The sequence below is a fragment of the Actinoallomurus soli genome (assembly GCF_024055715.1).
Classification (GTDB): domain Bacteria; phylum Actinomycetota; class Actinomycetes; order Streptosporangiales; family Streptosporangiaceae; genus Actinoallomurus; species Actinoallomurus soli.
Window position 1 is genome coordinate 75,222 of the sequence record NZ_JAMXMV010000016.1, and the last position, 26,511, is coordinate 101,732.

Annotated in this window: 25 protein-coding genes and 1 tRNA gene; 15 read left to right on the forward strand and 11 right to left on the reverse strand. The window is 68.7% G+C overall.

Annotated elements, in window-relative coordinates; all coding sequences use genetic code 11:
* Positions 1-3 precede the first annotated feature (3 nt).
* The 6 genes from NDW01_RS31240 to NDW01_RS31265 all read left to right on the forward strand — a co-directional run bounded on the left by NDW01_RS31240 (position 4) and on the right by NDW01_RS31265 (position 8,627).
* Positions 4-1,359 carry an ABC transporter substrate-binding protein gene (locus tag NDW01_RS31240; RefSeq protein ID WP_252827938.1) on the forward strand — a complete coding sequence of 452 codons (1,356 nt, stop codon included), beginning with the start codon at positions 4-6 and terminating at the stop codon, positions 1,357-1,359.
* Positions 1,360-1,491: 132 nt separating this feature from the next.
* Positions 1,492-2,979: a glycoside hydrolase family 36 protein gene (locus tag NDW01_RS31245; protein WP_252827939.1), complete on the forward strand. Its 1,488-nt coding sequence runs from the start codon at positions 1,492-1,494 to the stop codon at positions 2,977-2,979.
* 128 nt (positions 2,980-3,107) lie between these two features.
* Positions 3,108-5,081, forward strand: coding sequence for a DUF4832 domain-containing protein (locus NDW01_RS44035; RefSeq protein ID WP_252827940.1), 1,974 nt, complete (start codon positions 3,108-3,110; stop codon positions 5,079-5,081).
* 116 nt (positions 5,082-5,197) lie between these two features.
* Entirely contained in the window at positions 5,198-6,517 is a 1,320-nt protein-coding gene (locus tag NDW01_RS31255; protein ID WP_252827941.1) for a family 4 glycosyl hydrolase, read from the forward strand.
* Positions 6,514-7,329 carry a DeoR/GlpR family DNA-binding transcription regulator gene (locus NDW01_RS31260; protein WP_252827942.1) on the forward strand — a complete coding sequence of 272 codons (816 nt, stop codon included), beginning with the start codon at positions 6,514-6,516 and terminating at the stop codon, positions 7,327-7,329. The genes NDW01_RS31255 and NDW01_RS31260 overlap by 4 nt, the downstream gene beginning before the upstream one ends.
* A 374-nt stretch (positions 7,330-7,703) precedes the next feature.
* Complete coding sequence (locus tag NDW01_RS31265) at positions 7,704-8,627, forward strand: hypothetical protein (protein WP_252827943.1); 924 nt, start codon at positions 7,704-7,706, stop codon at positions 8,625-8,627.
* 712 nt (positions 8,628-9,339) lie between these two features.
* Here the strand turns inward: NDW01_RS31265 and NDW01_RS31270 are convergent.
* From NDW01_RS31270 to NDW01_RS31280, 3 genes are all read right to left on the reverse strand, one after another.
* Positions 9,340-9,879: a hypothetical protein gene (locus NDW01_RS31270; protein WP_252827944.1), complete on the reverse strand. Its 540-nt coding sequence runs from the start codon at positions 9,877-9,879 to the stop codon at positions 9,340-9,342.
* A 423-nt stretch (positions 9,880-10,302) separates the two neighbouring features.
* Positions 10,303-11,391: a hypothetical protein gene (locus NDW01_RS31275; protein WP_252827945.1), complete on the reverse strand. Its 1,089-nt coding sequence runs from the start codon at positions 11,389-11,391 to the stop codon at positions 10,303-10,305.
* Positions 11,392-11,452: 61 nt separating this feature from the next.
* Entirely contained in the window at positions 11,453-12,541 is a 1,089-nt protein-coding gene (locus NDW01_RS31280; RefSeq protein WP_252827946.1) for a hypothetical protein, read from the reverse strand.
* Positions 12,542-12,842: 301 nt separating this feature from the next.
* Here NDW01_RS31280 and NDW01_RS31285 point away from each other — a divergent pair, with 301 nt between their 5' ends.
* From NDW01_RS31285 to NDW01_RS31300, 4 genes are all read left to right on the forward strand, one after another.
* A complete protein-coding gene (locus tag NDW01_RS31285) occupies positions 12,843-13,130 on the forward strand; it encodes a hypothetical protein (protein ID WP_252827947.1) in 288 nt (95 codons plus the stop codon).
* A 345-nt stretch (positions 13,131-13,475) separates the two neighbouring features.
* Complete coding sequence (hemC, locus tag NDW01_RS31290; RefSeq protein ID WP_252827948.1) at positions 13,476-14,429, forward strand: hydroxymethylbilane synthase; 954 nt, start codon at positions 13,476-13,478, stop codon at positions 14,427-14,429.
* A 57-nt stretch (positions 14,430-14,486) separates the two neighbouring features.
* The gene (locus NDW01_RS31295) at positions 14,487-15,251 is read left to right on the forward strand and encodes a maleylpyruvate isomerase family mycothiol-dependent enzyme (protein WP_252827949.1); all 765 of its coding nucleotides are present in this window, start codon (positions 14,487-14,489) and stop codon (positions 15,249-15,251) included.
* 98 nt (positions 15,252-15,349) lie between these two features.
* Positions 15,350-15,928, forward strand: a complete 579-nt coding sequence (locus NDW01_RS31300) for a DUF3885 domain-containing protein (protein ID WP_252827950.1) — start codon at positions 15,350-15,352, stop codon at positions 15,926-15,928.
* A 327-nt stretch (positions 15,929-16,255) separates the two neighbouring features.
* Here the strand turns inward: NDW01_RS31300 and NDW01_RS31305 are convergent, their stop codons facing one another.
* Positions 16,256-16,831 (reverse strand): GNAT family N-acetyltransferase, encoded by a 576-nt coding sequence (locus NDW01_RS31305; RefSeq protein ID WP_252827951.1) that lies wholly within the window; start codon positions 16,829-16,831, stop codon positions 16,256-16,258.
* Positions 16,832-17,214: 383 nt separating this feature from the next.
* Between NDW01_RS31305 and NDW01_RS31310 the strand changes: the two genes are divergently transcribed.
* Positions 17,215-17,352 carry a hypothetical protein gene (locus tag NDW01_RS31310; RefSeq protein WP_252827952.1) on the forward strand — a complete coding sequence of 46 codons (138 nt, stop codon included), beginning with the start codon at positions 17,215-17,217 and terminating at the stop codon, positions 17,350-17,352.
* A 162-nt stretch (positions 17,353-17,514) separates the two neighbouring features.
* Here the strand turns inward: NDW01_RS31310 and NDW01_RS31315 are convergent.
* The 7 genes from NDW01_RS31315 to galU all read right to left on the reverse strand — a co-directional run bounded on the left by NDW01_RS31315 (position 17,515) and on the right by galU (position 22,527).
* Positions 17,515-17,588, reverse strand: a tRNA-Ala gene (locus NDW01_RS31315).
* A 271-nt stretch (positions 17,589-17,859) separates the two neighbouring features.
* The gene (sepX, locus tag NDW01_RS31320) at positions 17,860-18,456 is read right to left on the reverse strand and encodes a divisome protein SepX/GlpR (protein WP_252827953.1); all 597 of its coding nucleotides are present in this window, start codon (positions 18,454-18,456) and stop codon (positions 17,860-17,862) included.
* Positions 18,457-18,797: 341 nt separating this feature from the next.
* Entirely contained in the window at positions 18,798-19,412 is a 615-nt protein-coding gene (locus NDW01_RS31325) for a GNAT family N-acetyltransferase (protein ID WP_252827954.1), read from the reverse strand.
* A 50-nt stretch (positions 19,413-19,462) separates the two neighbouring features.
* On the reverse strand, positions 19,463-19,933 hold the full coding sequence (locus tag NDW01_RS31330; RefSeq protein ID WP_252827955.1) for a MogA/MoaB family molybdenum cofactor biosynthesis protein: 471 nt from the start codon (positions 19,931-19,933) through the stop codon (positions 19,463-19,465).
* A 14-nt stretch (positions 19,934-19,947) separates the two neighbouring features.
* Positions 19,948-20,418, reverse strand: coding sequence for a cyclic pyranopterin monophosphate synthase MoaC (gene moaC, locus NDW01_RS31335; protein ID WP_252827956.1), 471 nt, complete (start codon positions 20,416-20,418; stop codon positions 19,948-19,950).
* A complete protein-coding gene (gene glp / locus NDW01_RS31340; protein ID WP_252827957.1) occupies positions 20,415-21,629 on the reverse strand; it encodes a molybdotransferase-like divisome protein Glp in 1,215 nt (404 codons plus the stop codon). Before glp ends, moaC begins: the two co-directional genes overlap by 4 nt.
* Positions 21,613-22,527, reverse strand: a complete 915-nt coding sequence (gene galU / locus NDW01_RS31345) for a UTP--glucose-1-phosphate uridylyltransferase GalU (RefSeq protein ID WP_252827958.1) — start codon at positions 22,525-22,527, stop codon at positions 21,613-21,615. Before galU ends, glp begins: the two co-directional genes overlap by 17 nt.
* A gap of 102 nt (positions 22,528-22,629) precedes the next feature.
* On the opposite strand from galU, the gene NDW01_RS31350 reads away from it, so the two are divergent.
* The 4 genes from NDW01_RS31350 to NDW01_RS31365 all read left to right on the forward strand — a co-directional run bounded on the left by NDW01_RS31350 (position 22,630) and on the right by NDW01_RS31365 (position 26,311).
* Positions 22,630-23,226, forward strand: a complete 597-nt coding sequence (locus NDW01_RS31350) for a 5-formyltetrahydrofolate cyclo-ligase (RefSeq protein WP_252827959.1) — start codon at positions 22,630-22,632, stop codon at positions 23,224-23,226.
* Positions 23,223-24,233, forward strand: coding sequence for an NAD(P)-dependent oxidoreductase (locus NDW01_RS31355; RefSeq protein ID WP_252827960.1), 1,011 nt, complete (start codon positions 23,223-23,225; stop codon positions 24,231-24,233). The genes NDW01_RS31350 and NDW01_RS31355 overlap by 4 nt, the downstream gene beginning before the upstream one ends.
* A 132-nt stretch (positions 24,234-24,365) precedes the next feature.
* Positions 24,366-25,886: a potassium/proton antiporter gene (locus NDW01_RS31360; protein WP_252827961.1), complete on the forward strand. Its 1,521-nt coding sequence runs from the start codon at positions 24,366-24,368 to the stop codon at positions 25,884-25,886.
* Between the two features lie 95 nt (positions 25,887-25,981).
* Positions 25,982-26,311, forward strand: coding sequence for an FmdB family zinc ribbon protein (locus tag NDW01_RS31365; protein ID WP_252827962.1), 330 nt, complete (start codon positions 25,982-25,984; stop codon positions 26,309-26,311).
* The last annotated feature ends 200 nt before the right edge of the window (positions 26,312-26,511 follow it).

Below are 26,511 nucleotides of genomic sequence, written 5' to 3' on the forward strand. Positions count from 1 at the left end.
GCCATGAGGACACGCGCACGCTGGACCGCCGCCCTGATCGCCGCCGTCCTGCCGCTGGCCACGACCGCCTGCTCCTCCGGCGGCTCGGGCTCGTCGAACGGCCCGGTCACCCTCACGTACGCGCTGTGGGACAACAACCAGCAGCCGGCCTACCAGGCCTGCGCCGACGCGTTCACCGCCGCCCACCCGGACATCCACGTCAAGATCACTCAGTCGGCGTGGAACCAGTACTGGCAGAACCTGACCACGCAGATGACGTCGGGCAACGCCCCCGACGTGTTCACCGACCACGTCGCCTACTATCCGCAGTTCGTCAAGAACAACCAGATCCTGGACATCACCTCCCGCGTCGCCGCCGACAAGGTCGACCTGAACCAGTACCAGGGCGGGCTGGCCGATCTGTGGGTCAAGGACGGCAAGCGCTACGGCCTGCCCAAGGACTGGGACACCGTGGCGATCGCCTACAACACCGGCATGCTCAAGTCCGCCCACGTGGACCCGGCCGGCCTGGCGAACCTGACGTGGAACCCGACCGACGGCGGCACCTTCGAGCAGCTGATCGCGAAGCTGACCGTCGACCAGAAGGGGCACAACGGGCTGGACCCGTCCTTCGACAAGAACCACGTCAAGATCCACGGCATCGAGCTCATCTACGACGACGGCGCCACCGGCCAGTCCACCTGGGGCAACTTCGCGGTCGCCAACGGCTTCACCTTCCTGGACAAGAACCCGTTCGGCACGAAGTACCACTACAGCGACCCCGCGCTCGCCCAGACCGTCGACTGGTTCGCCTCCCTCGCCAAGAAGGGGTACGCCGCCCCGTACGACAAGGCCTCCACGCTCGGGCCCGACGCCGTGCTCAACGCGGGCAGGGCGGCCATGACGATGACCGGCTCCTGGAACATCAACACCTACCTGGGCTCCTCGGCCACCCAGAAGTTCGCGTTCGCGCCACTGCCGGCCGGGCCGAGGGGACGCAAGACCTTCATCAACGGCCTGTCGGACGCGATCTACACCGGCACCAAGCACCCCGACCAGGCCTGGCAGTGGGTGAAGTTCCTGGCCTCGACCTCCTGCCAGGACATCGTCGCCTCGAAGGGCGTCGTGTTCCCGGCGATCAAGACCTCCAGCCAGAAGGCCCTGGCCACCCACCAGGCGGCGGGCCGGAACGTGAAGGTGTTCGTCGACGAGGCCACCACCCCCGGCGAGACCTTCTCCTACCCGATCACCGACCACGCCGACCAGATCACCCAGGAGGTGCAGACCGACCTGGAAGGCGTGTGGCTGGGCAAGTCCACCGCCGCGGACGCCCTGGCCAAGGCGCAGAAGGCGGTCGACGGATTCATGTCCCAACCCTGACCGAGCCCGACTCAGCCCTGGACAGCCGCGCCGCCGGCCGGACCTGTACGGCCCCGGCGGCACCCGGGGGCGACCGGGACGCCGCCACGACCCGGCGTTCACGGCCCCTGCCTCACATGAATGCGATCTGACATGGCTCATCTGCTGGACCTCGGCGGCCATCGCGTCGCCGCGGAACTCTCCGGACCTCCGACCCCCATCCGATCAGGCGTGCTCCTCCCGCCCGGCCGCGTCGCGCTGCTCCACCGGCTGCCCGACGCCGACGTCTACCGGCACGGCTGGAACTCCTGGAGCCCCTCCGGCTGGCGGGCGATGCACGAGCCCCCGCTCCGCATCGCCGCGCCGCAGCGCCGGCTCACCGCCGACGACACCGTCTGGGACGACCCGACCCGCCACCACTCGTCGGCGGTCACCGCGCTGACCGCCGGCGACGGGAACGTCCTGCTGCTGGGCAGCCTGGGCCTGGACGTGCCCCGGCTGGCCGTCGACCGCGACACCGTCACGGGCTGGTGCGAAGGCGGCGACGCGCCCTGGTTCTGCGCGTACGGTCCTGAACTCGACGTCTTCGCCCGTTACGCCGAACTGCTCGGGGAGCACCTGGGCGTCGCCCCGGGCGGTCCCCGGCTCAGGGCCGGGAACGTCTGGTGCAGCTGGTACGCGTACTACGAGGACATCGACGAGGCGACCCTGCACACCGACCTGGCCGGGCTGGCCGGGCTGCCGTTCGACGTGTTCCAGATCGACGACGGCTGGGAGCGCATGGTCGGGGACTGGGAGCCCAACGACAGGTTCCCGGCGGGGATGCGGGCCATGGCCGGCCGCGTCGCCGACGCGGGGCTGCGGCCCGGCCTGTGGGTCGCGCCCTTCATCGCCCGGCCCGAGTCACAGGTGGTCCGGGAGAAGCCGCACCTGTTCCTGCGCGACGCGGCCGGGAATCCGGCCACCGCCGGTTACAACTGGGGCGGCCCGTACTACGCGCTGGATGTGACCCTGCCGGAGGCGCGCGACCACCTCAGGACCCTGGTGGAGAGGGTGGTCGGCTGGGGTTTCCGGTATCTCAAGCTGGACTTCGTCAACGCCGCGGCGATCGCCGCCGAGCGCCACGACCACGGCGTCGGCCGGGAGAGCGCCTACCGCCAGGCCATGGAGCTGATCCGTGAGACCGCCGGGCCGGACGTCTACCTGCTCGGCTCCGGCGCCCCGGTGCTGCCCTCGATCGGGGTTTGCGACGGCATCCGGGTCGGCCCGGACGTCGCGCCGCAGTGGACCAACTACGCCACCGACGACCCCTCCGACGCGACGGCGGAGAACGCCCTCGTCGCGTCCGTCAACCGGCTGTGGCTCAAGGGCCTGGTCGAGCTGGACCCGGACGTCGCCTACTTCCGGAGCCGCGCCAACCTGCTCACCGAGGACCAGCGCCGGCTGCTGGCCGACCTGGCGCACGCGTGCGGCTTCCGCGCCACCTCGGACCCGCCCGGATGGCTGGACGCGGCCGAGCGCGAGGACCTGGCCGCGTTCCTGGCCGGCGACCCGCCGGTCAAGCAGCTCGACCGCTACCGCGTCGCCGTGGGCGGACGCGTCGTCGACTTCACGGCAGCGGCGCTCCGCCGCGCCCGCTGAGAGAGCACACCACCGCCAGGAGCCGGGGCGGCGTGGACCACCCCGGCTCTTCGTCCCTGTGATCGGCCACGGAGGTCGGCATGTCCCATCAGGAGAACCCCCGAAGAAACCGCAGGAGAGTCCCCCGCGTGATCGCGGCGATCACGCTGGCCGCCGCCGTGACCCTCGGCGCCGCCGGCCCCGCGACCGCGGCGTCGCACGGCGCCGCGCACGCTCCGAAGCCGCACGGCGTCACGGCCGCGAGCACCCCGGTCCCGCACGGCGTCCCGGCCCGGCCGCCGGCACCGCCGAGCCCCGACCCGACCCTGACCGACCACCCGCTGGCGTACGCCCCCGGGCCGCTGGACAACCCCGACAAGGGCCTCGCCGTCTACTACAGCGCGGGGAGCAACCAGAACACCGGCTACCCGCACAGCATCACCTGGAGCTACTTCCCGCTGTCGGCGGTGATGAAGAACGCCTCCGACTGCGGCACGCTGGACTGGTCCGCGGTCGAGAGCATGCTGGGCGAGACCGCGTCGTACGGCAACACCGCCGCGATCCGGTTCTACCTCGACTACCCGAGCGGCAATCCGACCAACGGCATGCCGCCGTGCTGGAACGGCAAGGTGCCGACGAACAACGACACCTACTGGAGCACCCAGAGCCCCGACTACGACAACCCGTTCCTGCTCAGCTCCCTGCAGGACTTCATCGCCAAGTTCGGCGCCAAGTACGACGGCGACCCGCGGATCGGGTTCATCCAGCTCGGGCTGATCGGCTACTGGGGCGAATGGCATACCTGGCCGCAGAACGGCACCGGCGGCTACCCGAACTTCATGCCGACCGATGCGAACGCCGCGCTGATCGTCAAGGCGTACGCCAACGCCTTCCACAAGACCAAGATCGAGGTCCGCTATCCGACCTCGGCCGGCGGAGCGGCCAACAACCTGGACATCGGCTACCACGACGACTCCTTCTGCTACCGGGAGGGCAGCCCCCTGGCCGGGGTCACCCTTCCGCAGTCGCTCGGCGGAGCCGACTACGCCCAGCTCCAGCTGGACCTGAACGAGGGCACGGAGAACAAGTGGATCACTGACTCCATGGGCGGCGAGGTCCGGCCGGACATCCAGTCCACCGCCTTCGGCACCTGGAGCACCGGCGCCTCCGGAATCAACGACGACATGAAGGCCTGCATCGAGCTCGAGCACACCACCTGGAAACTCGACCAGGGCTCGACCGGCTACTCCCGCGGCGACGCGAACGTCGGCGCGGCGGTACGCGCGATGGGCTACGACTTCACGGTTCCGCACGCGTACTACAAGAACTCGGTCTCCGGCACCGCGAAGATCGGCGTGACCATCTCCAACGACGGCGTCGCCCCCTTCTACTACCCCTGGGCCGTACGGCTGGGCCTGAAGGACTCCAGCGGCAAGGTGGTGAAGACCTGGAGCACGCCGTGGGACCTGCGCACGGTCATGCCGCAGCGCATCCGGGCCTTCCCGGACTGGAAGGTCGGCGCGGACCCCACCTACCTGCCTTACGGCTACCCGCAGTACTTCGAGACCAGCGTCGACACCACCGGCGTGGCCTCCGGCTCGTACCAGCTGGTGATGAACGTGGTGAACCCGCTGTCCACGGTCAACGCCGCCGCCAAGCCGCTGCGCTTCGCCAACGCCACCCAGGGCACCGACGGCTGGCTGGGCCTCGGGTCCATCGGCGTGGGCACGTCCGGCGGATCGGGCCCGGTCTCGTACGAGGCGGAGGCCCCGGGCAACACGCTGGCCGGTGGCGCGGTCGTGGCGTCGTGCTCGGGCTGCTCGGGCGGCCAGAAGGCGGGCTACATCGGCAACGGCGGCACTCTGACCTTCACCAACGTCGCCGGCGGCACCGGCGGCGCGACCAACGTCACGGTCTACTACGCCAGCCAGGTGTCGCGCACGCTGAAGATCAGCGCGAACGACGGCACCCCGGTCAGCGTGACCCCGCCCGCCACCGCGGACTGGCAGACGGTCGCCTCCACCAGCGTGACCCTGCCGCTGAACGCCGGATCCGCCAACACCATCACCATCGCCAACCCGAGTGACTGGGCCCCCGACATCGACCGCATCGTCGTCGGCTGAGTGAGCCCAGAGGGCAGGGGATGCGCAGGTATCCCCTGCCCTGCTCGCGTTCGGCGTATCCTGCCGTGCGAAGCCGACAGCAACGCAAAGTTTCGGACAGACAGGGAAAGGACGCCATGGCCACCCTTGTGCTGACCGGTGCCGGCAACGTCGAGCTGACCCGGCGAATCCTGTCCGACCTGTTCGTCGTCCCGGAGCTGGCCGGGACGCTGCGCGTCGTGCTGCACGACATCGACCGTGAACGCCTGGACACCGCGCAGGTGCTGGCCGACCGCCTCAACGCCGAAGCCTCCGCCGGCGCGCGCATCGAGGCCCACCTGGACCGCCGCGCCGCCCTGGACGGAGCCGACTTCGTCGTCTGCCAGCTCGCGGTCGGCGGGTTCGAGGCGGCGCTGCGCGACTTCGAGATCCCCGCACGGTACGGCCTGCGGCAGACCATCGCCGACACCATCGGCATCGGCGGGATCTTCCGCGGCCTGCGTACGATCCCGGTCCTCGTCGGCATCGCGGCCGACATGGCCGAATGCTGCCCCGACGCCTGGCTGCTGTCCTACACCGACCCGCTGGTGATGTCGCTGTGGGCCGTACGCGCCGCGACCGGCCTGGCGAACGTCGCCGGGTTGTGCCACGCCGTACGGGACACGCACGCGTTCCTGGCCGACGCGGTCGGCCGGGACGTCGACCAGGTGTCGTTCCTCACCGCCGGCCTGCCGCACCAGGCGTTCGTCCTCGAGTTCGCCGCCGACGGCAGGTCCCTGTACCCGGAGCTCGCCGACGCCGTCGCGGCCGACCCCCGGCTGGCGAGGCACGTCCGGATGGAGATCTGGCGCCGGTTCGGCTTCTTCCCCACCGAGTCCAGCGAGCACGCCGCCGAGTACGTGCCCTGGTTCATGAGCCGCGAGGCCGAGATCCGCCGCCTCGGCATCCCCGTCGGGGAGTACCTGGGCCGGCTCGGCCAGAACCTGCACATCTACGAGGAGATACGGCGTCGCATGGCCGCCGGACGGCCGATGCTCACCCGCTGGCAGGACCCCGAGATCGCCTCCGAGGTGCTCGTCGCGATGCTCTCCGCCACCCCGCGCCGCATCAACCTCACCGTGGCCAACGACGGCTTGATCCCCGCGCTCGGGAACGACTGCTTCGTCGAGGTGCCCGCCACGGTCGACGGCGACGGCATCACCCCCCGCCGCATCGAGAGCTACCCGGTGCAGTTGGCCGCGCTCAACCGGACATACGTCAACGTCGCGGAGCTGACCGTCCACGCGGTGCTGGACGCGGACCCCCGCCACATCCGCCACGCGGCGATGCTCGACCCGAACACCGCGGCCAGCCTGCCGCTGCCAGAGATCGCAAAGCTCTGTGACGAGATGATGGAAGCACACCGCGACCTGCTGCCCGCAGGCATCGTGACTCCGGACCTGAAGGGTGAGGCGTGACCAGCACGAGTGAATCGATGCCGGCCGAAGTGCGTCGCGAACGCATGCTCAGCCTCGTCCAGGATCAGGACTTCGTACGCATCGCCGCCCTGGCCGAGGCCTTCGGCGTCTCGGTCGTCACCGTACGCGGCGACCTGGACGCCCTGGAGGCCCAAGGCCTGATCCGCCGGGTACGGGGCGGGGCCCGATCGGTGCCGCTGGGCCTGCAGAGCGAGCCGTCCTTCGAACAGTCCCTGGGCTCCTCGGCCCTGGAGAAGGTCGCGATCGCCAAGGCCGCGACCGCCCTGGTGACCAGCGGCCAGAGCATCGTCATCGACGCCGGCTCCACGACCGCCTTCTTCGCCCGCGAGTTGGTCGCCCGCCGCGACCTGACGGATCTGGTGGTCTTCACCAACAGCCTCAGCGCCGCCCACGAACTGGAGCCGGCCGTCCCGCGCTTCACCGTGGTCCTGTCCGGCGGAACGCTCCGCTCCCTGCAACACTCCCTCGTCGACCCGATGGGCGGCCGGATCCTGGAGAACATCCACGCCGACATCGCCTTCCTGTCCTGCAGCGGCATCCACCCGGAGACCGGCGTGACGAACATCAACATCGCCGAAGCCGAGATGAAGATCCGCATGCTGCGGGCCACCAGCCGCCACATCCTGCTGGCCGACTCGTCGAAACTCGACCGCACCGACCTGGCCCCGGTCTGCCCGTTGAGCGACATCGACCTGTTGATCACCGGCGACGCCGCCGACGAGACAGCCCTGAGCCGCCTACGCGACCGAGGCCTGTCCACCGAAATCGCAACCCTCAGCGGCCGCGGCTGACCGCACGGCCGCAGGCCCGGACCTGAGGCCACCCTCCGAAGACACGACCATCCAGGGCATATCCGTGCGGAGATCAGCGACATCGACGGTGCCAGCGGCGTGAGCAGACGTCACCGGCGGGAAAGCTGCACGACATCGGCCGGATCGCCAGTGTATGTCGAGTGTCTGCAACCTCGGGGTCGTCAACTGGTCCGGCCGTTACCGGCTACCTGACGGCCACAACCGGTAACTGGCGCGTCTCGGTACGCGGATTAGGGCATCACGCAGGCGGACCCCTCACGCCCAGGAGCAGCCGTGAGCCGCGAAACGACCCCGGACAGCACCTTCTGTGACGCCAACAGGCAACGACCTGAACTTTCGATTGGGCTCGCATGATGGCGGAACGCAGCGGTCACAGCACGAACTGCGAGAAAGCTGAGAAGCCGCCGTGCGCCTGCCAGTGCGGGGGAGCCGAGCATGGTTGGCAAGGTGCGATCGCCATCGCCGCCGCCCCGTCCGACCGCGACCTACTCAGGCTTGAGCGAGAGGCCGACCAGGCATGGAGCCAGGCCGAGCGCCGTCGCACCGACCAGCGCAAGCCCGGGCCACAGACCTCGGCCGGGCGGCAGGCTGCGATCAAGGCGTTCGTCGCCGAGGTAATCCGATGGTTACGGCGCGATCCGAACCTGCGCCAGGCCACTAAACAACTCGGAGAGCCGTTCCGCATCTCTCGCGACACCGACCCGGATGGACTACGTCGACGTCTCACCGCCGAGCAGGAGGAGAGGTTCGTCGAGGCGCACGTGATCCCCGGGCTGCGCAAGGAGTTCGGCGACCAGCGCATTAAGGACTTCCAGAGAAAGGCCGGCACGGCGCACTTCTGGTGCGAATTGCTGGCACAGACCGCCCATGCTCTTGACGAATTCCGTGGTCGATACAACCAGGCGAGGAGAGCGGTCGCCGCGGTACTGACCAGCGCTGGTGAGCGACGCCCGGACGGCTGGACTGCCCTCCTGTCGGAAAAAGATGTGATCGAACGGGCGGTGGAACTGGTATTCAAACATCTGCCGAGGGTCGCGACCGGGGGCATCGCCGTCCAGGACGCCTTCAACTTGATCTGGCCTGCTCGTATTCTGGCGGTGTTGATGTGCCGGGAACCCCGCCGTCATCCGGCCGTACGGGAGTATTGCGTGAAGCCGATCGTCCGGTACGGAGCGGCCGAGATCCAGGCCCGGGTCAAGGACCGGCTCCGACAAGCCTTCCCGCTCGACTGGCCCGAGTTGAGCGGGCCGGACGAAGACACGAACGATTTAACCTAACGATAGCACGAAATCGACCAGCAGATCGCGGGCACATCTGTCCGGAGTGCTCTCGCGCGCGAACGCCGAGAGGCCGCGACAGACAGTCATGGACGGGTAAGTGCGCCGGTCCGCGGGGGGGCGGGTGCGAGCCTCCCGCTTCAGAATTCGCTCAGCCCGCTTCGCCAGCTACCCCAATGCCTTCTCGTCCCGAACTCCCGGCGCTCCTAGCCCTTCATCGCCTCGCCACGTTGCGACGTTTGGAGCTGGAAGGTTGTGTGAACGGTAGTGAGGGGCTGGATGCGGACATTGGTCATTCCTCGGCGCCAACGGATGGAAGTCGCGCGGCAGTTCCCTGAGTCAACCTGACGTTGGCCGCCTACCGTGTTTGCTGTGGTCGAGAACGCTTGAGCGTATGTTGATCGGCGGCAAGGTGACCCGGACCGCAGCGAAGCGAGGACCGGAAGCGCCGCGACAGCTGTTCTTTGACCCTCGTTGGGGTCAGCCGGCCAGGCCTTCGGCTGGCATGAGCCCTTCGATGAAGGTGTGGGAGTCGGCGGCAAGGTGCAGTTCAGTTGCCAGGTCGGTGTCGAATCAGGTGATGCATGGCTCGTGCCGGGTGCGGTAGTCCAGGGCTGCTTAACCTACTGAGGCCACTGGATAATAACCACCCATTTTTAGATCGATATGTCATCGGAGTGGCGATGATCATTTAGTCAGCCCGAGACACAATCTAGCAGCCTTTGGTGGCACTGAATTCCTCGAACACCGAAGGAAGCTTTGGGTGTCCAAGAACAAGCATCCCTGACATCAGCTCATTTCTTATTGTTTCTACAAGAAGCCCGTATGCCCACTGAGCAAAGCCATACCAATTGCCTTCGAGATTTTGCTCGTCACCTGGATCTGCTGGCCACACTCCGATCCACACCATAAATGACCGATACAGGGCTTCCGACAGTTGTCTTATGTCATCACTTCCGTACGCGGCCAGTCGAGCGGCATCAATCCCCTCTTTGAGTTCGCGCGGCTCTCCTTCAACATCGCCTTCAATATGGTGCATTACGCTCATCATGGCGCCATGAAAGCGAAGAAGCTCAAGATATAGCTTTTCTCGCTCAGACCAATAATGCTCACGACGCAAGAATCGCTTTTCTTCTATCTTAATGTCGCGCTCATGCTTTCTATCCGATCTGCGAGTCAACGGCGGGACTATTGCAGCAATAACGCCTACAACGCCTGACGTAACAACAGATATAACCGCCACACTGGACATACCTACCTCCATGACTATAGTCTTCTCGTAACGGTAAATATTTAGCCGCCGTCCGCCATGAGCACTAGCGACCGCTTTGACGCCACTCTCTCGGTAACGGTTCCTCCAAGCACTGATCGGCCAGGCTTCTACGGCCTCATGGCCCGGTTCCGGGTGAGGCGGTTCGGGCGGCGGTCCCGTCTCGTCGTCAATGAACGCTGCGGGCGGATGTCCGACGCGATGAAAGTCCTCATCCGGCCTAATGACCGGTGTTTTGTCGGGTCTCATGGCCTGCGTGAGACAGCGTGCCCAGGAGGTGCGTGACACTCTGCCGAGTGCAGGGTGGAGTTGAGCGTGGTCGAGGAGCGAAATCGAGGCGTGCTGCAGGTGCTGTATGCCTTGGTCCGACTCGCATACGGCCGTTCGCTGGCCGGGTTGGGACGCCTAGTTGTGGCTGCTTCCGGGGCCTCCGACGGTAGGGCCTTGTGGCCAGAGGGCCGCGAGGTCGACTGGTGTGAGTGGTGATCGATAGGCGGCGCGTAGTACCCGAGTGATCGTTGCGCTGCTGGCCTCGGCGAGATTGGCGAACCAGTCGATCCCGGCGGCATAAGCCCACATGTACGTACGGAGTAGGGGATCGACGCTGCGGTCGGTCAGCGTGCCGGCGATCCGGTCGTTGCTCCACCAGGGGACGCGCTGCCTGGCGTGCCGTACGCATTCCTCGATGGGCGTCCCGGCGTTGATGGCCAGATGCAGTTCGGCTCGTACGAGCTGCAGGTAGTGGTCGATACGGACACGGCAGATCAACGCTTCGTCGTCGGGGCTGACGAACAGGGGCATGGCTTGGGCGAGTCCCTCGAGGAGGACCTGCTGAGGGCCGTGGACCGATGACAGACGTACCCATGGGACGTCTTCGGCTTGGCAACGCATGGCGATGCTCGCGCTTTGCAACCCGTGGCCAAGGACTTCGTGGAGGGCGAACTGACGGACCTGGACCTTGGTGAACGTCGCGTTCCGCATGTTGAGCCGTAGCCGGACCCGCTGACCGGCGCCGTCCAGCCAATACGCCCAGTAGGCGTCGACGGATGTCGTCTCCACCGTCAGCTCGTACGGGGCGCTGCTGTCGGTCATGTGGCGGACCGCAGGCTCGTACTCGGTGGCCGCCTGCCGAATCGCATCCGGTGCTGCGTCGGCGTCGATGGGTCCTTCCACCTGGGCGAGGTCGGTGATGGTGGTCGGTCCCCAGCCGACGCCAAGTGCGTCAAGGCAGGCGCGAGCCTGCTCGCCCTTCGCGGTGACGTATTCGGCCGGCCATCCGGCTGCGGGGCACCCCTGAGTAGCGCGAACGTAGGCATCCAGCGGCTGGCGCTCGCCCATCAGGGCGCGAAGATAGGCCAGATCGGCGGTGATCCGTCTGAGGACGGCAGGGTCCTGTACTTCAGTTATCAGCTTGCTCAGCCGCTCGAAGGTGGTCAGCCGGTCGACGGGCGCCGGTGGGGCGCCCTCGGGAGGATGGAAGTCGAAGTCGATCACGGCAGGTGCTCCTCGCCCCAGCTCGTGCTGGTTCCAGGCTCGGAGAGCGTCCTCTACGGCGTCACGCGCGCTCACGCGTCACCGTCCAGCGCAGCGTGACCGACTGGCCAGGGCGTAGATAGTCGCGGGTCAGCGTGATGATGACGTCGTCCCCTTCGTAGTCCCAGATCAGCTCTTCGGTAGCGGAGATCTCCAGGCCATCTTGATGCTCCTCGATGGCCGAGCAGCCGATCAAGTCCCCAGCGTCCGCCTGCCGGAGGTTCAAAGTGAAGTGACGGGTGTAGCGGTTGATGCCTTGCCGCCAGTACAAGGCGTCTTCGAACCTGCCGCCTTCGCAGACGTAGCCGATCACTGCGGACTCTCCTGGCTGGATCGCCGGCGATAGCTGGCAGGCGAACTTGGAGAGGTTCGGGGTGTCGTGTCTGCGCTGGATCGCTATGCGCCTGGTGCTCTCTCGCAGCGGGTAGAGATCGAGCCTGCCGGTCGTGTGCTCGAACCACAACTCCCTCGCAAGGCGGGTCAGCGGGCGGTCCGTCAGGTTCAGCAGCTCGTAACGGTAGGTGACGCGCGCCGCTCCGTCGCGGGTGATATGGATCTCGATGCGGGTGTCCAGGTCGACGATGTAACCGGCGAGGTGAGCGAGTTGGCTGATCTCCTCATCGCCTAAGCGCTGCTCCTGCTTCAGCTTGAGCAGCCGTTGACCCACCCGCTGGGTGCTCTCACTCAGGTTCGCGGCGTCACGCGCGGACAGTCCCATGTGGCTCCGCCCTACCTCTGACTGCTCCGGACCCCACTCGATGGCGCTGACCGCCGGGCGATCGATGCGGCTCTCGATGACATCGAACAGCCCCGCCCGGTCAGACGCGTCTCTGTCCGCGGTTTTCGGTTCGGCGGGTTCATAGGGCTCGAACAACTGCGTCGCCGTGTAGCCGGGGAGCATCTTCTCCAGCACCCGGCAGTGATGCGGGTGCGGAAGCCCCTTCAACTCGCCGGACAGCCATCGATGGAACTGCGCACGGCTCGGCCAACTACCGACGAGTTCTGGATCGATCGTGCGTGCCACTTTGTCGTATTCCCGACAGAACGCCCCATGCGGCTGTAGGTGCCTTTGTCGCAGTACAACTTTGAGCCGTATCAGCGTGGTGGCCACCGCTTTGCCCCCTTCCTGCGACCGCCCAGACTCGTCGAACGTAACACGAGCGAGAACGAAACGAGACACAACCGAGCAGCAAAAGCCGCAGACGGCGCTTGTCCGATATCGAGACGGGACATCGAGCCTTGGCAGGCTTCTACGTGCGACGACTTGCAGCCATCCGGCCGCAGGTGGAGTGACGGGATGTGGGGCTGGCGACAGAAACAGGAGGATCTGCAGCCTCCCTCTTTCCACTCAGATGGAGTGAGGGATTACGCAGGTTCCCTAGCCGGTCCGCCTCGAACGAAGGGAGCACATAGTGGCTGGATCCAACCGGGAACAGGCGCTTGAGACGCTGGTCGAGTTGTGCCGACACTTGGTCCGGCTAGGCCTCAAGCCAGGGCTGAGCGATGCGCGTCCGGCCGTATCTCTTCGGGACGATCTCACCCAACAGAAGATATGGGTGGAGATCGACGCCTCACGCGGATCTTTCGTATGGCGGCGCGACGACTATGAAGATCACACGGTCAACGACCCCGCCGGCGCGGCGGCGCGACTCGCCGAATACCTGAAAAGGCGTAATACGGGGCCAGGCGGACGATCATGAGCACGGATCCAGTCGCCGTCCTGCATCGGCGGTTCCCGGGGTTGGTGTTCTGGTTCGGCGTACGCACGGGATCCTGGTGGGCGATGGTCCCACCTCCCGCCGGATGGCGACTCATAGAAGCCGCCGACCCTGATCAGCTGACCCACGCGATCATCAAGGCCCAGTCGTGGCCCTGGCCCGCACCGCGCCAAGGCGCACGCTGGACACTCGGCGCCGGGCAAGACCCACTCCCCGTCGGGCGTGGCAGATAGAAGCAGAGATAGATATGGCCGGTTCGTACGTCGCAGCGACGCAACGGACAGTGCTGCGACGAAGAGTGCCGCCGTAAGGGACTACGTTGGTCAAATGCTGCCCGATCTTCCCCTTCGTATCGGCTCTCGGACCTCGCCGATGGCGCTCGCCCAGGCCAACCATGTGCGCGATCTGCTCACCGGCATGGTCGAGGGGCTCGAGGCCGAGATCGTCGGAATCCAGACCTCCGGTGACCGCTGGCAGGGCGACCTCGCCGATCTCGGCGGCAAGGGCGCGTTCCTGAAGGAGATCGACCGGCAACTCGTGATGGGCGGCGTCGATATCGCCGTGCACTGCATGAAGGACGTCCCTGGCGACGTTCCGCTTCCCGAGGGCACGGCCTTCGCGGCCTACCTGCCGCGGGAGGACGTCCATGACGTCGTCGTCTTCCCCACCGGCTCCCCGTATCGCAGCATCGACGACCTGCCCGCCGGCGCGCGGGTCGCGACCGCCGCCGTACGGCGCAAGGCGCAGCTCCTGCGAGCCCGCCCCGATCTCCACATCGATCGCATCCGGGGCAACGTCAACTCACGGCTCGCTCGGCTCGACGCGGAGCGCCGGTTCGACGCGATGATCGTGGCACGTGCGGGCCTGCGCCGGATCGGGATGGAAGAGCGGGTCGGGCAGGTCCTGCCCCTGGAGATGATGTGCCCGGCGGTCGGCGCAGGCGTCATCGGGATCCAATGCCGTACGGCGGACACCGGCATCGTCGGGATGCTGCGACTGCTCGACGACGCCCAGACCCGTACCCACGTGACGGCCGAACGCGCGATGCTGCAGGGCCTCCAAGGGCACTGCAACTCCCCGATCGCCGGGCACTGCGTCACCACGCCGGAGGGGCAGCTCTCCCTCACCGGCATGGTCTTCTCTGGTGAGGGCGATACGTTCGCCTACGCCCACGAGTTTGATAAGCCCGACCGCGCGTCCGAACTCGGCGCGTACGTCGCCGCCACGCTGGCTCGCAAGGGCGCCCGCGACATCATCGCCGGCATCCCGGACTCTCCTTGAGTATCGCGACGCCGTCTCGTGGTATCCGAATACCGATTGAGTGATAGACATCGAGTCATGCCGACGCCGACCCAGGAACTCGAATATGTGAGGCTCGCTACCAGACGCCTGCTCGACAGCGTCGCGTCCCTCACCGACGCAGACGTACGAGGTCCTTCGCTCCTTCCTGGGTGGAGCCGCGGGCACGTCCTGACCCATCTGGCGCGCCATGCCGACGCTCAACGCCGCATGCTCGCTGGAGCGATCGCCGGGCGGCAGGTCCAGCAATATCCCGGAGGCGCATCCGGCCGGGAACGAGAGATCGAGGAAGGCGCGTACCGTCGAGCGTCCGAACTTCTCGCTGATCTTCGCTCCGCTACGGCTTCGCTGGAACACGACTGGCAGGCCATGCCCGAGCACGCGTGGCACCTGATGACCACCACGTTGCGGACGCATCAAGCCCTTCGCGATGGAGTTCGTGCCCGCTGGCGAGAGGTCGAGGTGCGCCACGTCGACCTGGCCGCCGGGTACCGGCCCGCAGACTGGCCGGAGGAGTTCGTCGCCGTGTTCCTGCTACGCGCCATCTGCAGCCTGCCCACTCGTGCCCGGGACGCACCGGATGGCTACCGATGGCGCCTACACGATGAAACCAGCGGAGCGGCCTGGCGCATCACTCGGGACTCTCTCGCTCACGGTCACGGACCGGCCGACGCCGAGATATCGGCCGCGGGTGGGCAATTGCTGGCCTGGCTGCTTGGGCGTGGCGCTCACGGAATCCAGGTCAAGAACGCCACCGACCCTGAAACCGCCCTACGGCTGCCCGAATACTTCCCGTTCGCATGAAACGTGCCAGCCGTCGGCCTCTATGATCCATCCCGCGCCGGTCACCGACTTTCGCGAGTGGATGGCTTGCGAGCGTCCATGGATGCCTGGAGAGGGCTTTGGATCAGAAGCAGCTCGATGCCCTGACGGCATTGTGGAATGACCGGTGGGGTGGGACACCGTCCGCCTACAGGCTGAAATATCGATTCCGGGACAGGTGGGTGAGGTTCCACAGCCTTCCCGGTTCGAAGCGGTACCCCGATACCGAAGAAGAGCTCGAAGTCGTGCTCGGGCGGCACCACACCATCCTCCGGGAGCTCGGCGCCGCAGAAGGCCTGTATGTCATCGCCGACTCCTACCACGGGCCTGAGTGGCGCTGGCGGCCGGACAGCAGCCTGCACCCGGATGCGGTGCTGTGGTACACGCTGACGCCGGAAGAGGACCCGGACTTCGGGCCTACGACGGAGATCGAACTTCGCGCGAGCTGGATGCCGTACGAGTCGGCTCTGCTGGATCCGCTGCTGCGGGCCGTCGCGGATGACCAACTCGGTTTCGTGATCCTCGCCCCAAGTGATCTGCGCTGGCTGTATCACCCCTACGACGGGGGCGCAGACCTCATCACCTCCACAGTCCAAGAACGCGATGCGTTCAAGCAGCGACACAGCGCCTGGCTGTCGAGCCACCCATTGGGGCTCTAGACCAAGATCCAGCTCAAGCAACTCGGACTGAGACGTTCCCGGCCGCGCCGGGCTGGTGGACCTGGTGGTCTTCGCCGCCGAGACATCTCGGCATGCCGGCGTTGAGGGTGATGAGCGCTTCGCGCTGCTCGTCGGCACAAACCGTCCAAGATCATTCGGAACCGTTGTTAGCACCGGCGTTAGCAACATCCCGTACGGAGACGGGCCGCCGGGTCCTGCGAATTCACCACGGCAGGAGAGTCACGCCCGACCAGACCGCGACGGGTTGACCTGCATTGGCCAGATCCGGCGATCTTGATGTGTGAAACCGGACAGCGGGGTGATCCATCACTCGGAAGCGGGCCATTCCTCGGCCAGGATCGCGTATGAGAGACCGTCGATCCATCCCTTGGTGCGGTGGAGAGAGTCTTTCACCGTGTGCTGTTCGCGGCGCATCCCAACCCGCTCCATGAGCCGCCACGAAGGCTCGTTGTCGTAGAAACAGTCCGCGTGCAGACGGCGCAGGCCAAGGCTCCCGAAGGCGACGTCGATGAGGGCGCGTACCGCTTCGGTGGCATAGCCCTTGCCTCCGTAGGAGGGATCCAACGTCCACCCGAGCTCTCCTTGGACGCCTTTCGCCTGGTCAGCGACCTCCTCCTGGGCCCAAGCGTCTTGGATCTGCAGCGTCAGATCGCCGATCACCTGGCCGTCCAGTTCGACGATGAGCAGGTCTGCGAGCTGCTCATCGCGGAGAAAACGCTCACGGTAGTCGTCGTACGTCACCGTGGCGGCCCGGACCCATTCGTGAGTCTCCGGTAGTTGCCGGTAGGCCCAGGTCGCGTCCAGGTCGTCGGGGGCAGCCCGGCGCAACAGCAGTCGGCCGGTGGAAATCGGCCAGTCCAGCGTGTCAAGAGGGTGGCGCATGGGCTTCATGCTGACAGAGCCGTGGTGACACATGAAACGGATTAATGCGGGCGACGTCCCAGCAACGATGCGGCGATCGCCCTACAGGAACTGACAGACCGCTATGACTCGGCTCCCCGCCATCCGGTCCGCCGTGACTCCCTCGTCGGCGCCGGATGACCGGCGGTGCTGCGCCGTGGCCCTCGTCGACATCTGCGCCACCGCGCTCCGCGAGCGTGAGAAGGACCAGACGGCGGCCCGCGACGCTGCCGGGGGTGAGCGGGCGGGCAGCCGATCGAGCCGCGTAACTTCAACCGGAGCTTCGCCACCGCGTGCGCGAAGGCCGGCGTCCGGAAGATCCCGGTTCACGCGACGCGCAGACGTGCGCCTCGATCCTGGCCGCGATGGACGTTCACACGAGGGTGGCGATGCAGAACCTGCGGCACAGCCAGATCTCGGTCACGATGAACGTCTACAGCGAGGTCTCCTCGGACGCCACGCGGAAGGCGCTCAAGCGGCTCGGCAAGCGGCTCGATTCGTAGCCGTTGCTGTACTTCGCTGCTGTACGAGATCGAAAAAGGCCGGTTCCGTGATCGGGACCGGCCTTTGACCATCGGGGGCCCGGGGGTGTCCCCCGGAGGAAACGACGAAGGACCAGCGGGAAGAGAGCGAAGCTCTCGACCACACTGGTCCCAGGTCCGAAGTGGAGCTGAGGGGATTTGAACCCCTGACCCCCTCGATGCGAACGAGGTGCGCTACCGGACTGCGCTACAGCCCCAAGGACGCTGTAAGGCTAGCAAACATTCGGCACTCCTCGCGCATCGATTCCCCGGTGTTCCGGATCACAGCAGGTCGGGTCGGGGCGAACAGCAGCCTGGGTGTTCGTCCTGAGGTGTCTCCTGAGAGGAGAAAACCGCTCGTCTCAGTAGACACCTCTGGAAGAGAACACCCACCCCCCAGTGGCGCCTGAGCGATCACGCGCTGGATTCCCGCGGTTCTCGCAGGGACCCGGTCGGCTCCGACCGGCCGGCGGAGCCGGGGAGGGGCTGTCAGTCGCCGACGGCGCGTTGGTCGGTGTACTGGTCGTACACCTGCTCCTCCGGGCGTTCGGGCATGGAGATGATCTCGGCGGTCCGCTGGGCCTCGCGGGCGAGGCGGGCCTCTTCCTCCGCGCGGGCGCGGCGGTCGGCCTCGATGGCGCGCATCCGGGCCAGGTGGCGGGCGCGGCGTTCGGCGTCCATTCTGACGGCGCTGCGCAGGAGCGTGAGGTGGCCGACGAGCAGGACGGCCGGGGGCACGGTGAACCACCACGGGGTGACGCCGGCGACAACGACGGCGACGGCCGTCAGCTGGAGGAGGATGAGGCCGACGGTGCGGCGGCGGCGCCGGGCGATCACGGCGGCGCGGCTCGCGCGCCGGTTGGCGGCGTGGCGGGCCGCGCGGGCCGGGGCCGCCGTCGGGACGACGTCGTCCTCGTGCAGGCCGTCCTCGACGCTCTCGGCGCCGTCGACGGCCTCGACGGACGTGTCGGTGTCCTCGTCGAGGCGGCGGTTGCGGGTGCGGGATCCGTCGCGGCGGAGCCACATGGGGACCAGGACGATGCCCCAGACGACAACGATGGCGAGATAGAGGAGTGCGCTGCTCATCAGCCCTCCTCGTAGGCGCGTCCAGGCCGCAGGCTGACCTGGCAGACGCGCTCGCTCACGTCCCGCACGCTAAGACCCACCGTCAGTGGTTGACGAGTATTAGGGGCGGTGTGTCGCGAGATCGGATCCTTCCTGAAACTTTGCTGACCGAAAGTTTCCAGGCACCATGATCACGACGTACGGCACCCGCAACTCTCGGTTATCCGGAGTATGGTTTCGCAAACATCACATTTAGGCATCTTTCATACCACTGTCCGCCTTCGGCGCGTGGCTCCCCCACCACCGCAACCGTCGCCCACGTCTAGGGTCCGGCCGCCCGGTGACGGGACGGTGAATTCCCGTCAGCGGGGGAAAGTCTGGCGGGTGCTGGCGCGCCAGCGCGTCATCAGGCCGCCGGGAACGTCCTCGGTGGTCAGCGCATAACAGATGTGGTCACGCCAGGCGCCGTCGATGTGCAAGTGACGCCGTCGGACGCCCTCTTCGCGGAAGCCGAGTTTGTCGACGACGCGGCGGCTCGCGGTGTTCTCCGGGCGGATGTTCGCCTCGACGCGGTGCAGGCCGACGTTGAAGAACGCGTGGTCGACGGCGAGCGCGACGGCGGTCGGCATGACGCCGCGACCGGCGACGGCCTTGTCGACCCAGTAGCCGATCTGCGCCGACCGGGCCGAGCCCCAGACGATGGCGCCGATCGTGAGCTGGCCGACGAACTCCCCCTCGTACGTCACGACCCATGGGAGGGCCAGGCCGTGCCGGGCCTCGCGGCGCATGGTCTGCACCATGCTGAGGTAGGGGCCGAGGCCCGTGCGGAACAGCGGCGTCTCGGGATTCGTCGGCTCCCAGGGGCGCAGCCATTCGGCGTTGCGAATCCGCACATCCCGCCAGGTCCGCGCGTCGCGCAGCCGCAAGGGCCGCAGCCCGACCGGCCCCTCGTTCAGGTTGACCGGCCAACCCCGCATGCTTGCCACACTCACATGATTCCCCTGTGACGGGTCCTACGCCATCCTCGTCAGGCAGTGCGTGGGTGATCGCCGCCGCCGATCTGGTCGACGGCGTGTCGCAGCACCTCGCCGAGCACGGCCATCCCGTCGCGCACCCCGCCCGTGGAGCCGGGCAGGTTGACGATGAGCGTACGGCCGGCGACGCCGGCGAGACCACGGGACAGGATCGCGGCCGGAACCTTCCGTTGACCGGCGATCCGGATGGCCTCGGCGATTCCGGGAATCTCGCGCTCGATGACGCGCCGGGTCATCTCCGGGGTCCGGTCGGTCGGGGTGAGCCCGGTGCCGCCGCTGGTGACGACGGCGTCGTAGCCCTGCGCGACGGCCTCGCGCAGGACCTCCTCGACCGGCTCGCCGTCGGGGACGACGACCGGACCGTCGACCTCGCAGCCCAGGTCGCGCAGGAGGCGGACGAGGACCGGCCCGGAGGTGTCCTCGTACACGCCCGCGGAGGCCCGGTTGGACACGGTGACCGCCATGGCCCTGATCGTCGTCATGGCCGCCGCCAGACGCCGGTCTTGCCGCCGGTCTTCTCCTCGACGCGCACGTCCGTGATCACGGCGGCCGGGTCGACCGCCTTGACCATGTCGATGAGGGCGAGCCCGGCGACGGACACACAGGTCAGCGCCTCCATCTCCACGCCCGTACGGTCGGCGGTGCGCACCTGCGCCATGATGGCGACGCCGTCGTCCCGTACGGTCAGGTCGACGGTGACGCCGTGGATGGCGATGGGGTGGCACAGCGGGACGAGGTCGGGGGTGCGCTTGGCCGCCTGGATGCCCGCGATGCGGGCGACGGCGAGCGCGTCGCCCTTGGGGACGTTCCCGGCGCGGAGGGCCGCGACGCACTCCGCGGACAGCCGTACGAAGCCGGTGGCGGTGGCCGTACGGGCGGAAACCTCCTTGGCGGACACGTCCACCATCCGGGCCGCTCCGGACTCGTCCAGGTGGGAAAAACCACTCATGGCAGCTCCAGCACGTCGACGGTCTGCCCTGCCTGCAGCGAGGTGACGTCCTCGGGGACGACGATCAGGGCGTTCGAGGACGACAGCGCGAACACCTGGTGGGAGCCCTGCGCCTCCGCCGGGGCCACCCACAGATCCCCACCCTCGTCTTCCCCGAGGTTCGCGCGAAGGTAGTGCCGCAGTCCCTCCGGCGAGGAGTCGATCGGCACACGGAGGGGGGCCCGTACGGTGCGCGGCGGCGCGGGCGGCAGGCCCTGCAGCGCGCGCAGCGCCGGGCGGACGAACACCTGGAAGGAGACGAACGCGCTGACCGGGTTGCCGGGCAGCGTGAAGACGGGCACGCGGTCGTCGAGCAGGCCGAAGCCCTGGGGCTTGCCGGGCCGCATCGCGACCTTCTCGAACCGCATCGTGCCGAGCCCGGACAGCACCTCCTTGACGACGTCGTAGGCGCCCATGCTCACCCCGCCCGACGTGATGATCACGTCGGCGGACGCGAGCTGCTCCTGGATCGTGGCGAGGACCTCGCGCGGGTCGTCGCCGACCGAGCCCGCCCGGAACCCCACGCCGCCCGCCTCGGTGACGGCGGCGGTCAGCGCGAAGCTGTTGGAGTCCCAGATCTGGCCGGGCCCCACCGCGTTGCCGGGCTCGACGAGCTCGCTGCCGGTGGACAGCACGGCGACGCGGGGCCGGGGGCGTACGAGGACGCGGGCCCGGCCGACCGCGGCGAGCATGCCGATCTGGGCGGCGCCGAGCCGGGTGCCGGCCGGCAGGACGGTCTGCCCCGCGGTGACGTCCTCGCCCGCGCGCCGGATGTAGTGGCCGGGCGTCGCGGGCCGGCGGATCGTCACCTTCGCGGCGCCGCCGTCGGTCCACTCGACCGGGACGATGGCGTCCGCGCCCGCGGGCAGCGGCGCGCCCGTCATGATGCGGGCGCACCGCCCCGGGGTGATGTCGTACGCGCCCTGGTCGCCGGCGGCGATGTCGCCGACGACCGACAGGCTCACGGGTGATGTCTCGGACGCGGCCGCGACGTCCGCGGCCAGCACCGCGTAGCCGTCCATGGCGGAGTTGTCGAACGGTGGCAGGTCGACGGGCGCGGTGACGGGCTCGCCGAGGACCCCGCCGAGTGACTCCGGCAGGGCCAGCTCCAGGGGCGGAAGCTCCCGTACCGACCCCAGGATGTCCGCCAGATGCTCATCTACCCGCTTCATCGTGCTTCGCCACGAACTCTCGGAGCCACGGCAGGAACTCGTCGGCCAGCTCCGGCCGGTCGGCCGCGAACTGCACGACCGTGCGCAGGTAGTCCAGCTTGTTGCCGGTGTCGTAGCGACGGCCGCGGAACAGCACGCCGTGCACCGGGCCGCCCTCGGAGCGGTCCCGCTTGGCCAGCGTGAGCAGCGCGTCCGTGAGCTGGATCTCGCCGCCCCGGCCCGGCGGGGTCTTCTCCAGGACGTCGAACACGGCCGGGTCGCAGACGTACCGGCCGATGATGATCCACCGGCTCGGCGCCTCGCCGGGCACCGGCTTCTCGACGAGGTCGGTGACGCGGACGACGTCGTCCTCGTCGGTCGGCTCGATCGCGGCGCAGCCGTACAGCGACACCTGCTCGGGCTCGACCTCCATCAGCGCCACCACGCTGCCGCCGTACGTCTCGCGGACCTCGAGCATGCGCTGCAGCAGCGCGTCGCGCTCGTCGATCAGGTCGTCGCCGAGCAGCACGGCGAACGGCTCGTCGCCGACGTGCCGGCGGGCGCAGTGGACGGCGTGGCCGAGGCCCTTGGGCTCGCCCTGGCGGACGTAGTGGACGTCGGCGAGCTCGGCGGACTCCCGGACCGAGTGCAGCCGCTCGGGGTCCTCCTTGGCGCGGAGCGCCTCCTCCAGCTCGTACGCGCGGTCGAAGTGGTCCTCGATCGGGCGCTTGCCCCGCCCGGTGATCAGCAGGATGTCGTCCAGCCCGGCCGAGACGGCCTCCTCGACGACGTACTGGATCGCCGGCTTGTCGACGATCGGCAGCATTTCCTTGGGGGTCGCCTTGGTCGCGGGCAGGAATCGCGTGCCAAGGCCGGCAGCGGGAACGACCGCCTTGGTGACGGGTACATGGTCGGCCATGACAAGACCCTAACCGCCGATCGCGGTGGTTCTGCGAACGGTCCCCCTTCCAGCGTGCGTTCTCAGGGATATGTCACGCAGATTTCACGCGACAATGGACGCGTGCGCGACATCACCGGAGAGAAGACGGCCCTGCGTTCGGACCTGCTGGCGGCCCGCGCCCGCCTCACCCCGGACGAACGCACCGCCGCCGGGCGGCTGTTGCGCGACACCGTACTGACGCTGCCGGAGGCGGAGATGGCCGGCACCGTCGCCGCGTACGTCTCGGTCGGCTCGGAGCCGGCCACCCAGAGCCTGCTGTTCGCGCTGTGGAAGCGCGGCACGTACGTCCTCGTTCCCCGGCTGCTGCCGGACCGCGACCTCGACTGGGCGTCCTACGAGGGCCCCGACTCGCTGCGGCCCGGGCCGTACGGCCTGCTGGAGCCCACCGAGCCGGCGCGCGGCCCGGAGGCGATCCGCAGCGCCGACCTCGTCATCGTGCCCGCGCTGGCGGTGTCGTCCACCGGCGTGCGCCTCGGGCGCGGCGGCGGCTCGTACGACCGGGCGCTGACCCGCGTCGCCTCCTCCATCCTCACGATCGCGCCGGTGTACGACACCGAGCTGGTCGCGTCCCTGCCCGCCGAGCCGCACGATCTTCCCGTACGGGCGGCGGTCACCCCGTCGGGCGGCCTGGTCAGATTCGCCGGGGCCACGACGTGAGCGGCCACGACGCGAACGGCCGGGACCTCGACGGCCGGGGCTGGCGGCTGCTCGCGCTGCCGCCACTCGGCGCGGACCTGATCCACCAGGTGTTCGATCCGCTCGGCGCGGAGGTCGTCGTGCCCGCCGAGCGGAGCCGCGACGCCCTGCACGCGGCGCTGACCGGCGCGGAGCTGGTCGTCGGCGACTTCACCGGCGAGCTCACTCTCGACGCGGCCGCGGTCGCGGCGGCGCCGCGGCTGGCGTTCGTGCAGATGCCGTCGGTCGGGGTGGACAGCCTCGACCTGGACGCGCTGACCGCGGCCGGAGTGGCGGTGGCCAACACGGCCGGCGCGAACGCCCGGTCGGTGGCCGAGTGGGCCCTGGCCGCCGCGCTGGACCTGTCCCGGCAGCTGTCGTGGGCGGACCGGCGCATGCGGGAGGGCGGCTGGCCGCAGCTGGAGACGGCCGCCCGCGGCGCGGACGAGCTGGCGAACCGCCGCGTCGGCGTGCTCGGCATGGGTGCGATCGGCGCGGAGGTCATGCGGCTGTTCGAGGCGCTGGGCTGCCGGGTCGCGTACTGGTCACGGCGGCGCCGGGACACCGGCGTCCACCTGGAGCTGGACGAGCTGCTGGCCTGCTCCGACGTTCTCGTCGTCTGCCTGCCGCGCACGCCGGAGACCGTCGGGCTGCTGGACGCGCGGCGGCTGGCGCTGCTGCCGAAGGGCGCGTTCCTCATCAACGTCGCGCGCGGCGGCATCGCGCCGGACGACGCCGTGCTCGCCGCGCTGGACGGCGGAGGGCTGGCCGGGGCCGCGCTCGACGTGTTCGAGGACGAGCCGCTGCCCGCCGACCACCCGCTCCGGCGGCACGAGGGCGTCCTGCTCTCGCCGCACGCGGCCGGCGCGACCCGGCAGTCGCAGCTGAACATCATCACCGCCGTCGTGGACAACGTCCGCGCGGTGATCGAGGGCCGTCCGGTGGCGAACGTCGTCAACGGCCTCGACCCGCTGATCCGTCACCGCTGATCCACCAACGCTGATCCATCGCTGATCCGCCGACGCGGATCCATCACCGCCGATCCGTCGTCGCGGTCGCTCTCGCATCCGCGCGCCCGGTCGGCACTTCCCGTCCCGTACGGCGGCGCTCCGCTGCCATCGGTGACGCACTGTGAGAAAGTCCTGTTCAAGGGGGTGTGGGTGAAACTCGACCTGTGGCTGTTGCTCGGCTCGATCGTGGTCATCACGGCGATCGTGGCGGTCCGGCTGGCCCATCGAAGCGGGCTGCCCAGTCTGCTCCTGTACTTGGCGCTCGGCCTGATCCTGGGCGAGTCCGGAATCGGCATCCGGTTCAACGACATGCTGGTCGCCGAGACGCTGGGCCTGGCGGCGCTGGTCCTCATCCTGGCCGAAGGCGGGCTTACCACCCGCTGGGCGAGCGTACGGGACGCGATCCCGGCCGCGCTCTCGCTGTCCATCGTCGGCACCGCGGTCAGCATCGCGGTGGTCGCGGCGGCGGCGCACTGGCTGGTCGGCATCGAGTGGCGCCCGGCCCTGCTGCTGGGCGCGGTGCTCGCCCCGACGGACGCCGCCGCGGTGTTCTCGGTGCTGCGGCGGCTGCCGCTGCCCGCGCGCCTGACCGGCATCCTGGAGGCCGAGTCGGGGTTCAACGACGCGCCGGTGGTCATCCTCGTCGTCGCCCTCAGCGCGAGACACGTCGAGTCACCGGTGCTCATGGCGGTCGAACTGGTCTACGAACTGGTCGCCGGGGCGGCGATCGGCCTCCTGGTCGGGTGGCTCGGCGCGCACGGCCTGCGCAGGGCGGCGCTGCCCGCGTCCGGTCTGTACCCGATCGCGGTGCTGGCGCTCGCCGTCGGCGCGTACGGCGCGGCGTCCATGGCGCACGCCAGCGGGTTCCTCGCGACCTACCTGGCGGCCCTCGTGCTGGGCAACAGCCCGCTGCCGCACCGCCCGGCCACCCGCGGGTTCGCCGAGGGACTGGCCACGCTGGCCCAGATCGGGCTGTTCATCACGCTCGGGCTGCTGGCGTCGCCGCACGAGCTGCCGGCGCAGGTCGGTCCGGCGCTGATCTGCGGGTTCGCGCTGGTCCTGGTGGCGCGGCCGCTGTCGGTGCTGGCGTCGACGCCGTTCTTCGGGCTCGGCCTGCGCGCGAAGGCGTTCCTGTCGTGGGCCGGGCTGCGCGGGGCGGTGCCGATCGTGCTGGCCACGATCCCGGTGACGGCCGGGCTGCCCGGCGCGCGGGAGCTGTTCGCGCAGGTGTTCATCATCGTGGTGGTGTTCACCCTGCTGCAGGGCCCGACGTTGCCCTTCGTCGCACGCCTGCTGCGGGTGGCGGTCGCCGATCGCGCCCGGGAGATCGACGTCGAGGCCGCGCCGCTGGAGGAGTTGCACGCCGATTTGCTGGACATCCGGATTCCGCCGGACTCCCGGCTCGACAACGTGGAGATCTTCGAGCTGCGGCTGCCCGAAGGGGCGGTGATCACCCTGATCGTGCGGGAGGGCCGCAGCTTCGTGCCGGGCCCCGACACCGCCCTGCTGGCGGGCGACGAGCTGCTGGTCGTGGCGACCAGCGCCGCCCGGCCGGCGGCCGAACGCCGCCTGCGCGCCGTCAGCCGGCGCGGGAAGCTGGCCGGCTGGTACGGCGAGCACGGCTATCAGTGAACGGGGCGACGGGAATCAATCGGCGCCCGGTAGCATTAGCAGTCACTGAGTGAGAGTGCCAGCCCCCGAGGGTTGTGTACAGCTAGGAGGAACTCGTGCCGACGTATCAGTACGCGTGCACCGAATGCGGTGAGCCTCTGGAGGTCGTGCAGAAGTTCAGCGACGACCCGCTGACCGAGTGCCCCGCATGCGGCGGGCGCCTGCGCAAGGTGTTCTCCGCGGCGGCGATCGTGTTCAAGGGATCGGGCTTCTACCGCACCGACAGCCGCAGCGGGGCGACCACCTCGTCGAGCAGCTCGGCGAAGAAGAGCGAGCCCGCCAAGACCGAGGCGAAGAAGGAGTCCTCCTCCTCGTCCTCGTCTTCGTCCGACTCCTCTTCCGGTTCTTCGTCCGGCTCTTCCGGCTCCTCCGAGAAGGTCGCCTGACCCACCGCACGCGGCGGATCCGTCGAGCGCCCGGTCCTCCAGACGCCCGCGTGAGCGAGCGCAGCGAGCGAGCCATGAGCACGGCGCCTCTGGTCACTCCTCCGACGAAGGAGGGCGCGTGAGCGAGCGCAGCGAGCGAGCCATGAGCACGGCGCCTCTGGTCACTCCTCCGACGAAGGAGGGCGCGTGAGCGAGCGCAG